This is a genomic window from Aeromonas encheleia (assembly GCF_900637545.1).
Taxonomy (GTDB): domain Bacteria; phylum Pseudomonadota; class Gammaproteobacteria; order Enterobacterales; family Aeromonadaceae; genus Aeromonas; species Aeromonas encheleia.
This window is the reverse complement of record NZ_LR134376.1, coordinates 188,526-201,236: the sequence shown is the minus strand read 5'-3', so window position 1 is coordinate 201,236 and position 12,711 is coordinate 188,526. Positions and strand designations below refer to the sequence as shown.

At 59.0% G+C, this 12,711-nt stretch carries 10 protein-coding genes; 2 read left to right on the top strand and 8 right to left on the bottom strand.

Annotated features, from left to right (window positions below; all coding sequences use genetic code 11):
- Window positions 1–12 precede the first annotated feature (12 nt).
- Window positions 13–504: an arginine repressor gene (locus tag EL255_RS00915; protein WP_042042602.1), complete on the top strand. Its 492-nt coding sequence runs from the start codon at window positions 13–15 to the stop codon at window positions 502–504.
- Window positions 505–708: 204 nt separating this feature from the next.
- Here EL255_RS00915 and EL255_RS00910 read toward each other — a convergent pair whose 3' ends face one another.
- The 4 genes from EL255_RS00910 to arcA form a co-directional block, all read right to left on the bottom strand.
- Window positions 709–2,115 (bottom strand): YfcC family protein, encoded by a 1,407-nt coding sequence (locus tag EL255_RS00910; RefSeq protein WP_042654371.1) that lies wholly within the window; start codon window positions 2,113–2,115, stop codon window positions 709–711.
- 117 nt (window positions 2,116–2,232) lie between these two features.
- Entirely contained in the window at window positions 2,233–3,237 is a 1,005-nt protein-coding gene (gene argF / locus EL255_RS00905) for an ornithine carbamoyltransferase (RefSeq protein ID WP_042654372.1), read from the bottom strand.
- An 82-nt stretch (window positions 3,238–3,319) separates the two neighbouring features.
- On the bottom strand, window positions 3,320–4,246 hold the full coding sequence (arcC, locus tag EL255_RS00900) for a carbamate kinase (RefSeq protein WP_042654373.1): 927 nt from the start codon (window positions 4,244–4,246) through the stop codon (window positions 3,320–3,322).
- A gap of 62 nt (window positions 4,247–4,308) precedes the next feature.
- Window positions 4,309–5,529 (bottom strand): arginine deiminase, encoded by a 1,221-nt coding sequence (gene arcA / locus EL255_RS00895; RefSeq protein ID WP_042644523.1) that lies wholly within the window; start codon window positions 5,527–5,529, stop codon window positions 4,309–4,311.
- 747 nt (window positions 5,530–6,276) lie between these two features.
- Between arcA and EL255_RS00890 the strand changes: the two genes are divergently transcribed.
- Complete coding sequence (locus EL255_RS00890) at window positions 6,277–6,447, top strand: hypothetical protein (RefSeq protein ID WP_170175984.1); 171 nt, start codon at window positions 6,277–6,279, stop codon at window positions 6,445–6,447.
- An 856-nt stretch (window positions 6,448–7,303) separates the two neighbouring features.
- On the opposite strand, the gene EL255_RS00885 is transcribed toward EL255_RS00890, so the two are convergent.
- Genes EL255_RS00885 through mglB form a run of 4 tightly spaced genes read right to left on the bottom strand, consistent with a single transcriptional unit; the run spans window position 7,304 to window position 12,679 of the window.
- Complete coding sequence (locus EL255_RS00885; protein WP_042654375.1) at window positions 7,304–9,037, bottom strand: methyl-accepting chemotaxis protein; 1,734 nt, start codon at window positions 9,035–9,037, stop codon at window positions 7,304–7,306.
- Window positions 9,038–9,094: 57 nt separating this feature from the next.
- On the bottom strand, window positions 9,095–10,105 hold the full coding sequence (gene mglC / locus EL255_RS00880) for a galactose/methyl galactoside ABC transporter permease MglC (RefSeq protein ID WP_042654376.1): 1,011 nt from the start codon (window positions 10,103–10,105) through the stop codon (window positions 9,095–9,097).
- Between the two features lie 14 nt (window positions 10,106–10,119).
- Window positions 10,120–11,640: a galactose/methyl galactoside ABC transporter ATP-binding protein MglA gene (mglA, locus tag EL255_RS00875; RefSeq protein ID WP_042654377.1), complete on the bottom strand. Its 1,521-nt coding sequence runs from the start codon at window positions 11,638–11,640 to the stop codon at window positions 10,120–10,122.
- 52 nt (window positions 11,641–11,692) lie between these two features.
- Window positions 11,693–12,679, bottom strand: a complete 987-nt coding sequence (gene mglB / locus EL255_RS00870) for a galactose/glucose ABC transporter substrate-binding protein MglB (protein WP_042654378.1) — start codon at window positions 12,677–12,679, stop codon at window positions 11,693–11,695.
- Window positions 12,680–12,711 lie beyond the last annotated feature (32 nt).

Below are 12,711 nucleotides of genomic sequence, written 5' to 3'. Positions count from 1 at the left end.
AAGGAAGCCATCGTGGTCAAGACCCCCAGTCGTCCCGTTGAACAAGAATCGGACCTGGCCCAGCTGGATGCCTGTCGCCAGATCATCGGCCAACACTGCTACAGCACCCAGGAAGAGATCCGCCGTGAGCTGGCCGAACGGGGCTTCGCCGACATCAGCCAATCCACCATCTCCCGCCTGCTTCGCCGCCTCGGCGTGGCCAAGGCCCAGAACGCCAACGGCAAAAAGGTCTACACGCTAGTGGACGACCAGCTGGAGCCCGCCGGCAGCACCCGCTCCATCCACGACATGGTGCGCGGAGTGGTCCATAACCAGCAGATGGTGCTGGTGCACACCACCCCTGGCGCCGCGACCGTGGTGGCCCGCCTGCTGGATCGCAACGCCGATCCCGAGATCCTGGGCGCCGTGGCCGGCAACGACGTGGTGCTGGTCGCCCCCCGCCATATCAGCCGCACCCGCCTGGCCCACGCCGCCGTGGTGCGCACCCTGGCGCAGGCGCGCTGACTGCCCTCCCCCAAATACAGAAGGCGACCCCGGGGTCGCCTTTTTACTGTCTGTCTTGCTTGCCCACGCTGTTTCACCTCTGCCTCAGGGCGAGTACCGCTCCGACCACCAAGCGCGGCGGCCACGCTCTGACTGCCCTCACCATAAAAAACGGGAGCCCGCAGGCTCCCGTTTCATTCGACTCGTCTTCTCGTGCTACTTCACTCAGGAGAGCATGGCTCCCAGACTCAGGCAGACCACGATCAGCAGGGTCAGGATACCCAGCAGCGGGGCGACCCACTTCAACCAGCGGACATAGGGTACCTTGGCGATGGCCAGGCCACCCATGACCACGGCGGAGGTCGGGGTCACCAGGTTCACCAGGCCGGAGGCAGACTGGTAGGCGGTGACCACCAGTTCGCGACCCACGTTGGCGAAGTCGGCAAGGGGCGCCATGATCGGCATGGTCAGCACCGCAAGGCCGGAGGAGGACGGCACCAGGAAGGAGAGCACCACTTCCAGCACGAACATCACGTTGATGAACACCACTGTGGAGAGGCCGGTCACTATCCCTTCTGCGCTGTGCAAGATGGTGTGGGTGATCATGCCGTTGTCCATCACCACCACGATACCGCGGGCGATACCGATGATCAGGGCCACGCCGAGCAGGTCACGGGCACCGTCGATGAAGTTGGTGGTCAGCTCCTCCTCGCTCATGCGGGAGATGACGCCGACTATGATGGCCGCGGCCAGGAAGACGCCGGAGATCTGCGCCATCCACCAGCCGAGCACGGCCACACCGTAGATCATCACGGCGAAGGCGGCGACGAAGATGCCGAGCACGATTTTACGGGTCAGGGTGAACTCCAGCATCTCATCGCTCTTGTTGCCGAGGAAGTGGGCACGGTTCTCTTCCCACTTGTCGGCCACCAGAGATTTGCTGGGGTCGTTGCGCACCATCTTGGCGTAACGCATCACATAAGCCACGCACAGCAGCCAGCCGGCCACCAGCATGGCGACCCGCAGCCAGATACCGTCGGTGAAGGAGATGCCGGCGGCGTTGGCGGCGATCACGGTAGCGAACGGGTTGATGGTGGAGCCCAGAGTACCGATACCGGCGCCGAGCAGCACGGTCGCGGCGGCGACCACGGGGTCGAAGCGGGCGGCCATCATCACCGGCACCAGCAGGGTGTAGAACGGCAGCGACTCTTCGGCCATGCCATAGATGGTGCCCCCTGCGGCGAACAGCGCCATCAGGATCGGGATCATCCACTCCTCGCGGCCACGCAGCCGATCGGTGACGCGCTCGATACCGGCATCGATGGCGCCGGTCTTGGTCACTATGCCAAGGAAGCCACCGATGATCAGGATGAAGAGGGAGACGTCGATGGCGCCTGCCTCATAGGTGTCGTGGTTGTAGAGACCATCAATGGGTGCCAGCAGCACGTCGACTATCCCCTGGGGATTGCCATCCACCAGCTTGTAGGTCCCCGCCACCGGCACTTCCTTGCCGAGGGCGTCGTTCATTATCATGTCGTATTTGCCGGCCGGCACTACCCAGCTCAGGGCGGCCACCAGGGCGATCAGCACAAACAATATCGTGTAGGCTGATGGGAACTTGAATTTAGTCATGGTCCAGCTTCCTTCTGCGGTATCCATGCAAGCTGCGGGTCGTAGGGTTCGAGGTATTATGCCGCCGTCACATGGTCGAAAAGCCGGGGGTTACCCCCCGGCACCACTACTGCGACCTTAGTCGCCCAGCGTAGCAACCATCACTGCCTTGATGGTGTGCATCCGGTTTTCGGCCTCGTCGAATACTATGCTGTGCTCGGATTCGAACACGTCCTCGGTCACTTCCAGACCCTTCATGCCATATTTGTCGGCCACTTCCTTGCCCATGGTGGTCTCATCGTTGTGGAACGCCGGCAGGCAGTGCATGAACTTCACATCCGGGTTCTTGGTGGCGTTGATGACGTCCATGTTGATCTGATAGGGAGTCATCAGTTTCACCCGTTGATCCCAGGCTTCTTTCGCTTCACCCATGGAAACCCAGACATCGGTGTAGAGGAAGTCGGTACCCAGCACACCCTCTTTCACGTCTTCGGTCAGGTGAATGCGCGCACCGGTCTCTTCGGCGATCTGGCGGCACTTGGCAACCAGCTCTTCTTCCGGCCAGAAGGCCTTGGGAGCAACCAGGCGAATGTCCATGCCCATCTTGGCGGCACCGACCATCAGGGAGTTGCCCATGTTGTTGCGGGCATCACCCAGGTAGGCGAACTTGATCTGGTCCAGGCGCTTGCCCTTGCCGTGCTCCAGCATGGTCATGAAGTCGGCCAGGATCTGGGTCGGGTGGAATTCGTTGGTCAGGCCGTTCCAGACCGGCACACCGGCATAGGCACCCAGCTCTTCCACTATCTCCTGGCCATAGCCACGGTATTCGATGCCGTCATACATGCGGCCCAGCACACGGGCGGTGTCCTTCATGGACTCCTTGTGGCCAATCTGGGAACCGCTTGGGCCGAGGTAGGAGACCTGGGCGCCCTGGTCGAAGGCCGCGACTTCGAAGGCACAACGGGTGCGGGTGGAGGTCTTCTCGAAGATCAGGGCAATGTTCTTGCCGCCCAGATGCTTGCGCTCATAGCCACCGTATTTGGCCTTCTTCAGGTCGATGGCCAGGTCGATCATGTATTGGATTTCGCGCGGGGTGAAGTCCAGCAGTTTCAGGAAGTTACGGTTACGCAGATTAAAAGCCATGATGAGTTCTCTCTATATTTGTTCAGACCAATTTGGGCAGTGTTATTGACTACGCATACACAGTACAAAGTTGCTCGGTTACTCAGGCATTCACGGTATGGGTGGCGACGATATTGGTGCCAGCCTCGCCCCTGAGGATGGCCAGACCATCTTCCAGGGAGCCGATCCCGACCATGCCGCCGGTCGCTTTGACAAATTCACAGGACGCCTCGATCTTCGGCCCCATGGAGCCTGCATCGAACTGGACGCCAGCCAGCTCGGCCGGGCTGGTGACCCGCAGCGGGTGCTGGGTCGGCTTGCCCCAATCCAGGTAGACGGCATCGGCGTCGGTCAGGATCAGCAGGGCGTCGGCCTTGATCTGCTTGGCCAGGTAGGCGGCAGACATGTCCTTGTCGATGACGGCTTCGATGCCGGTCAGACGCAGGCCATCCCAGGTCACCGGAATGCCACCACCACCGGTACAGATGATGAGGTGTCCCTGGGCAATCAGGGTCTCGATGGCATCGCCTTCGACGATGCGCTGGGGCAGCGGGGACGGCACCACGCGGCGGAAGAACTTGCCGTCGGCCTTGACGCTCCACTGCTTCTCTTCGGCCAGGGCGCGGGCTTCGGCCTCTTCATAGACGGGACCGATGAACTTGGTCGGATTGGCGAAGGCAGGATCCTTGGGGTCGACCTGCACCTGGGTCAGCAGCGCGGTGACGTTGCTGCTCGGCATCAGGTTCTTCAGCTCCTGGATCAGCATGTAGCCGATCATGCCCTGGGTCTCGGCGCCCAGCACATCCAGCGGATAGGGGGACACCTTGGTATAGGCGCTGTTTTGCAGGGCCAGCAGACCGACCTGCGGGCCGTTGCCGTGCACCAGCACCACGTTGTATTCCTGGGCGATCTGGGCGATGGTCTTGGCGGCGGTGGCGATGTTCTTGCGCTGGATATCCGCTTCAAGCGGCTCACCGCGACGGAGCAGGGCATTGCCCCCCAGGGCGACGACGACAGTTGGTTTTTTCATAGTGGTTGATCTCGATTCGGGGTCTGTGTGGCGCCAGCCTCTGCCGGCGCCACGCCGTCTTGTTAGATGCCGTCACGTTCCATCGGGCAGCTCATGCAGCGGGCGCCGCCGCGGCCACGGCCCAGTTCTTCACCTGGGATGGACAGCACTGTGATGCCGGCCTTGTCGTACTTCTCGTTGGTGTAGGTGTTGCGCTCGTAGCCCACGACCACGCCGGGACGCACGGTCAGCACGTTGTTGGCGTCGTTCCACTGCTCGCGCTCGGCCTCGAAGCTGTCGCCGCCGGTGGTGATGAGCTTGAGCTGATCCACACCCAGCGCCTTCTCGATGGCGGTCACGAAGTAACCCTCTTCCTTGATGTTCATGCCGGTGGCACCGCCCGGGGTCAGGCTCCAGCAGTTCACATCCTTGCGGATGACTTCCGGATAGACGGAGAAGGTGTCTATGTCCATGTGGGTCATGACGGTGTCGAGGTGCATGCAACTGCGGTGTTTCGGCAGTTGCATGGCGATGACTTGCTTGGCCTGGCCGTGTTTGAACAGGCTGCGTGCCAGGTGCTCGACCCCTTGCGGCGTGGTGCGCTCGGACATGCCGATGAGCACGGCGCCGCGGCCGATGACCAAAACGTCGCCCCCTTCGATGGTGGAGTTGTCGTAGTCACGATCCTCGTCACCGAAGTACTTGATGAAGTCTTGACCGGCAAACTGCGGGTGCCAGCGGTAGATGGCCTTCACATGGTTGGTCTCACGGCGACGGGCGGCCTTGGCCATGGGGTTGATGGAGACGCCACCGTAAACCCAGCAGGAGGTGTCACGGGTGAAGAGGTGGTTGGGCAGCGGCTCTATGATGAAATCGGTCGGGGCGTGCATGCCCACTACCATGTTGACGCCGCTGAACGGCATCTCGGAGTAGGTCAGGCCGCCAGAGAGGATGCGGGCCAGCTCGCGGTGTGGCATGTCGGCAAGGAAGCAGCGCACGTCGTTGGCCAGTGCGGTGCCGAGGCGGTAATCGGAGACCTGATGTTGCAGCAGCCAGGCTTTGGCTTCCGGCACATCCAGGGTTTCGGCCAGCAGGTTGGTCAGCAGGAAGACTTCGACATTCTGATCGCGCAGCACTTGAGCGAATTTGTCGTGCTCCTGACCGGCGCGTTCAACCGACAAGACGTCATCGAACAGCAGGTCCTGGCAGTTGGAAGGCGTCAGACGCTTCAGGCTGAGGTTGGGGCGGTGCAACATGACACGGCGCAATTGGCCAACTTCAGAACCTACATAAAATTTGCTCATGATTATATTCCGTCTAGCAGTGGTCCCTGCGAGTGATTGAATAGATTCCTTCTATTCATGCTCGTGGCTAAGGCGGGATATTCTTTATGTAGGGTACTCAGCTTGTGTTCTATCCTGCCCTTGCCTTTCGAGACCGAGGTTAGACCTGCATATGACGCTAAAACCAGACATTGATCACATTCAACTTCAACTGAATAAATTCATGACTTAATTTTTGATAGGGCTTACATAAATGACATTTAGCCATTTCCTATAGACGCATTAATAATCAAAAACCCATGGTTTTATTTCAAAAAATGACCAATTCCATTCATTTACCCTATCTACAAAGGGATAATGCAAAACTTAAATAGTGTTTAAAATTAATAAGATATAAAAACATCAAGTTTAAATTGAATTTAATATGCAGTAGAGTGAATTTCTCCGCGCTGGTGTGGGGGAGAATGGCCACATAAATAGTCACAATCACAATCCTGGCTGAATAATCCATCTCTTGTCCCAGATCATGGCATTGACGCCAGCCCGCCTGGGATAGGCCTCGGATGACAGCGATGAGGCTATCTCTTTTATATGGATATGCATTCCTAGCGCATCTTGGTCACGCCTCCCGCCGCGTTGTCACCTCCTCCCGGTTTTAATCTTTTTTCATTAGTTGAATTTATCCGGGCGCCTTGCGTCGCAAGACGACTCGACTTAACTCAAAAAGTGATCCGGATCACACCGAATCCTGTCACCAAGGAGATATCCATGAAGATCAAATTGCTGCTCATCGCCCTGGCTCTGTCCATGAGCCCGGCATTGGTCAGCGCCGAGGGGGCTCCCGCCGTGCCCGAGGTGGTGTGCCACGTCGACCAGGCACCCCAGATGCTGGTCCCCGAGTATCTGTGCCAGCAGTATGGCGGCGAGCAGTACGACTGAAGCCGAAGCCCAAGGGGAGGCCTCCTCCTCTTGGCTAGGCCGGCAGGCACCATCACCAGGCGGTCCACCCCTCTACTATATGTACCTCGCTTCCTCCACCCGCAGGCTCATTGATGAGACGTCGATAGCCGGCGCCTGACCCTTGCTCCCTTTATCTCTCCCTCACGCCCCATGGAGCTAGACAGGCAGCCTTGCGAACATTCATCCGCTCCGGGCTCGCGACGCCGGCCGCCAAGTCGATGTGGCAGGACCATTCATGCCTGCCGATCTTGCGTGGCGAGCGCCCGGCATCTGCGAACGGCTCTGGTCTCTGTGACTTTTCTGAACCTCAGTTAAACGAAGCGTGAGACATTCGCCATAGCTGGCGTAAGTGAAACGCCCATAAAATTCCCGCCATAGTCGGAAGATAGGATCAAAAAACCTGCACACATAAATTTCAATGCGATGATTTATAACAATAAAGTTGCATTACGGTTTCCTGAGAAACGAGTTGTGTAAAAACGTTTTTCAGCATGCCGTTGTCGTCCGCCATGAAATCCTTATAGTTACTCCTGCACGGACGCAGTAGAAGTCGGTCAGGAAGACAGGCTGCCAGGGTTAGGCAAATGGACTCACCACAGGATGTGGTAAAGGACACCTCCCAGGACGGAGAAAGTGCGACGGGAATGGATGACTCGTCAGGCCAAGATGGCTAAAGGACACCCCAAAGGATTGGGAAGGGGAAACCTAAAGGAAGAGGTAAACAGTCAGGGATTGCAGGGAGCAACTTCGTTCAAGGATCTGAGCGATAAGACTACCGGGGGCGACGCGAGTCGCCCCCATCTTTTTGGCCATTTTTTGCCTCGGCCACCGGCTACTACTCCAGCCTGAAACTCCCTACGATGTCATTCAACCTGTCATAGGTGTGCCGCATGGACACCGAGCTGCCCACCGTCTGCTCACCATTGGTCTTGAGCTGGGTGATCACCTCAGCGATGGCGCTGATGTTGCGGTTGATCTCTTCGGCGACGGCGCTCTGCTGCTCGGCAGCGGTGGCGATGTGGCTGATGAGATCGTTGATCTCCACCACCTCTCCCGCCATCAGATCCAGTGACGCATTCACCCTGTTCGTGTTCTCGGCCGCATCCTGGCAGCTCTGCCGGGTATTGCCCATGGCCTCCACCACGGTTTGGGTGCCCCGCTGCAGCCTGCTCAGCATGGTCTGGATCTCGGCAGTGCTCTGCTGGGTACGCCCCGCCAGGGAGCGCACCTCATCGGCCACTACGGCAAAACCGCGGCCCTGCTCGCCGGCCCGGGCGGCCTCGATGGCCGCGTTGAGCGCCAGCAGGTTGGTCTGCTCGGCGATGCTGCCGATGACCCCGAGAATGGATCCTATCTGCTGCACATCCTGCTGCATGGCGGCGATGGACCGGGCCGTGCTCTCCACCTCAGCCACCAGCGCGGTCACGCTGGCCATGGCCTGATCGACCACCAGGCGCGACTGGCTCGCCAGCTGCTGGCTCTGGCCGGTCAACTGGGCCGTGCTGGCCGCACTCTCGGATACCGACACTGCGGTGCGGCTCATCTCGTTGATGGCGGTGACGACCTGCTCCGTCTCGCGCACATGCTCGGCCAGCAACCCTTGAGCCGAGCCGGTCTGTCTGGCCAGGCCGGCGATGCCGTCATTGAGCTGGCCGCTGGCCTCCCTCACCTCCCCCATCATCTCCTGCAGACGCTCGATGAAGCGGTTGATACCGGCCGAGATCTGGCTGAGGTCGTCCTTGCCGGTCACCGTCAGGCGGCGGGTCAGGTCACCATTGCCTTGCGACAGCTCCAGCACCAGGTCGCGCAGGGAGAGGATGGGGCGATAGGCCAGATTGAGCGCCACCATGGACAGCAGCAACACCAGCGCCGCGACCCCGAACAGGGCCAGGGTGATCTTGCCATTGAGCGCCTGGGTCATGGTCTGGATATAGTCGAGATCCACGTAACCGGTCAGCGTCCACTGGCTGCCCCGGATATCCAGCTGGTTGGGGCGGGCCTCACTCTCCCCTTGCGGCTTGCTGTCGTAGAGCACCTTGCCCTGACTGTCGGCCAGCGAGAAGTAGCGCCCTTCGCCGCTCACCTTGGCCAGCAACTGCTTGAACTCGCTCATGTCGAGGTAATAGAGGTAGGCGGAGTCGGCGCCCCTGGGCACCAGGATGGAGATGACGGGCTTGCCATCCAGCTGCTGCAGCGGGCTGACGGTGATCTGGTTGTTGGCGGCGGGGATCAGCTTGCGCAGCGCCTCGACCCTGGCCGGGTCATTGATGACCCCGTTCACATCGAACGCCATGTCACCGATCAGCTTGACGATGTTGTGGAATCCGGTCTCCTGCAGGGCCTTCTTGACGCTGGTCACCCCGAGGTTGAGATTGGCCGCCAGCAGCACCTTCTGATTGATGTCCCCCGCCAGCTTCTCTTTGACCAGGGTGATCTGCTCGTTGATGTTCTGGGTGGCCTGGGTGCGGATGTAGCCGCTGATGAAGTGATTGACGCTGAGCCAGGCGGTGCCGATGGTGACCAGGATGGCGAGCAGCAGGAGGACGTTGAACTTGACTTTAAATGGCATGGAATGGATCCCTCCAAAGAGAGAGGGCCGGTATCTCCCGGCCCTCTCTGCCAATGCTTACTTCTTCTTGGCGTACTTCATGGAGTCCAGCGCGACCGCCAGTATGATGATGCCGCCCTTGATGATGAACTGCCAGTAGGGGCTGACACCGATATAGGTCAGACCGTAGTTGATCAGGGTGAAGATGAGCACCCCGGTGATGACACCGGCCACTGTACCCACACCACCGGCGAAGGAGACCCCGCCCACCACGCAGGCCGCGATGGCGTCGAGCTCATACATGAAGCCGAGGTTGTTGGTGGCACTGCCGATACGGCCCGCCTCCAGCATGCCACCGAAGGCGTAGAACACCCCGGCCAGGGCATAGATCACCACCAGGTTGACGGCGACGTTGACGCCGGACACCTTGGCGGCCTCGGGGTTGCCACCGATGGCGAAGATGTTCTTGCCGAAGCGGGTCTTGTTCCACAGCACCCAGACGAACACGCTGGCAATGGCGGCGTAGAAGGTGAGATAGGATAGCTTGAACCCCCCCAGCTTGATGAACCCCTGCGCGAAGCTCGAGAAGCGAGGATCGAAGCCGGCTACCGGCGAGGCACCCACGGAATCGAAGTACAGCGAGTTGATGCCGTAGACGATGATCATGGTACCCAGGGTGGTAATAAACGGGGTCACATTGAGATAGGCCACGATCAGACCGTTGAGCAGACCAATCAGGGCCCCCACGGCACAGACCAGCAGGATCACCACAGGAATGGGCACTTCACCCAGGCTGGGGAACACCTTGTTGACGTTGGTCAGCGCCTGCAACATGGTGGCGGCGATCAGGGCGGCCAGGCCAACCTGACGACCGGCCGACAGGTCGGTGCCCTGGGTGATGATGATGCCCGCCACCCCGAGTGCGATGATGACCCGCACCGAGGACTGGGTCAGGATGTTGCTGAAGTTGGTGAGGCTCAGGAAGGAGGGCTCCTTGATCACTATGACCATGAGCAACACCAGCAGCACCACATAGATGCCGTTCTCTTTGAGCGCCTGCATCAGATTGAAATTTTTAGCCGACTCCATAAATATCTTCCTGTCTATAGGTACAGAGATGCCAGGCGTAGGATCTCGCTCTGGTCAGTTTCTTTGGTGTTGACGATCCCGGCGACCCGGCCATTGCTCATGACCATGATGCGATCCGTGATCCCGAGCAGCTCCGGCATCTCTGAGGAGATGATGATGATGCCCTTGTCCTTCTTGGCCAGCTCCAGGATGAGCTGGTAGATCTCGAACTTGGCGCCGACGTCGATACCCCGGGTCGGTTCATCCAGCATCAGGATCTCAGGTTGGGTCAGCAGCCAGCGGCCGATGATGACCTTCTGCTGGTTGCCACCGGACAGGGAGCCAATCTGTGTCTGCTGGGTCGGGGTCTTGACCCGCATGGAGTCGATGACCCACTGGGTGTCGCTCTTCATCTTGTTGTTGCTGAGCAGCCCCATGGAACTCTTGTAGCTGTCCATGTTGGCGATCAGGGAGTTGAACGCGATGTCGAGACGGGAGTAGATACCGGTGGAGCGCCGCTCCTCGGTGACCAGGGCGAAGCCGTTCTGGATCGCCTCGTGGGCATTGTGATTGGCCACCTCTTTGCCATGCAGCTTGATGGCGCCGCCGCTGCGATCGCGGATGCCAAACAGGGTCTCGACGATGTCGGTGCGCTTGGCGCCCACCAAGCCGGCGATACCGAGGATCTCACCCTTGTGCAGGTCGAAGGTGACGTCCTGAATGGATGGCTGGTTCTTCGCCGTCAGATGCTCAACCTCCAGGATGACCTCTTTCGGCTGATTGGTTTTCTCCGGGAAGCGCTGGGTCAACTCACGACCGACCATCATGCCGATAATCTGATCCATGGTCATGCCCTTGAGCGGCTGAGTCGCCACCCACTGCCCATCCCGCAATATGGTGATCTCGTCACACAGCTGGAAGATCTCTTCCATCTTGTGGGAGATGTAGACGATGCCGCAGCCCTTCTCTTTCAGCTTGTTGATGATCTTGAAGAGGTGATTGACCTCTTTCTCGGTCAAGGAGGAGGTGGGCTCGTCCATGATGACAATCTTGGCATCATAAGAGAACGCCTTGGCGATCTCGATCATCTGCATCTGGGACACGGAGAGCGTGCCCACCTTGACCCGAGGATCGATATCAATATCCAGTTCGTCGAAGATATGTTTGGTGTCGTGGTACATCTTGCCGTGGTCGACGAACCAGCCCTTGGTGGGATAGCGGCCGAGCCACATGTTGTCCATCACGGTGCGCTGCAAGACCAGGTTCAACTCCTGGTGCACCATGGAGACGCCGTTCTCCAGCGCCTCTTTGGACGAGGTGAAGTTGACCTCCTCGCCCTTGAAGAAGATCTTGCCCTCATCCTTCTCATAAATGCCGAACAAGCACTTGAGCAGCGTGGATTTACCCGCGCCATTCTCGCCCATCAACGCATGCACAGAATGAGGACGGACCCGTAAATTGACATTATCGAGTGCCTTGACGCCGGGAAAGCTCTTACTGACGTCAATCATCTCCAACAGCCATTCTGATTGTTGCCGTGTTGTCATATCAGCCATCACATCGGGTTGAAATAGAGGGCAAGGGGTCACCTTGCCCAGGAGGAGGGAATTACTCGAATTGAGCCAGGTTGTCTTTGTCTACGCCCACGTAGGCAACGCGGACGACCTTGTTGTCGATCTTCCACTTGGTGCCTTCACCGGCCGGTTTGCCTTCAGCCAGGTTCTTGGTCAGCTCGAAGGTGGCTTTCGCCTGGTTGGCCGCATCGTTCAGCACTGTACCCGCCATGGCACCGCTCTTGACCATGGCCAGCGCCTCGGGCAACGCATCGACACCGAACACCGGAATGGCGGTCTTGCCTTGGGCCTTGAGGGATTCAACAGCGCCCATTGCCATGCCATCGTTATTGGCGATCACCACTTCAATCTTGTTGGCGTTGGGGCCGGAGATCCAGGCATCCATCTTGTCTTTAGCCATGGCGGTATCCCACATACCGGTATCCATGTGCAGCTGCTGGGTCTTGAGGCCGCCATCATTCAGGGTCTTGACGACATAGGTGGTGCGGGCTTCGGCATCCGGGTGGCCAGGCTCACCCTTGAGCAGCACGAACTGGATGACGCCATCCTTGTTCAGATCCCATTCCGGATGGGCTTTCCAATGTTTGGCGATCAGCTGACCCTGGATGATGCCTGACTCCTTGGAGTCGGTACCCACGTAGTAAGCCTTGTCATAGCTGGCGAGATCGGCCGCACTCGGTTCCTTGTTGTAGAACACCACGGGTACATCTTCGCCACGGGCTTTCTCAATCACGACAGGGGCCGCCGCAGGATCAACCAGGTTGATCGCCAGCGCCTTCACACCCTTGGCCAGCAGCACGTCGATCTGGTCGTTCTGCTTGGACTGGTCATTCTGGGAGTCATTCATCAGCAGCTCGACACCTGGGTTCGCCACTGCTTCCTTCTCAATTGCCTTGCGTACCACGGCCATGAAGTTGTCGTCGTACTTGTAGACGGTCACACCGATACGGGTTTCAGCGTGGGCGGTGGCACCGGCCGTCAGTCCCATCAGCAGGGCGGCAACTGTCGTGAGTTTTTTCATTGTTATGCTCCGATCTCTAATATCTGTTTTTG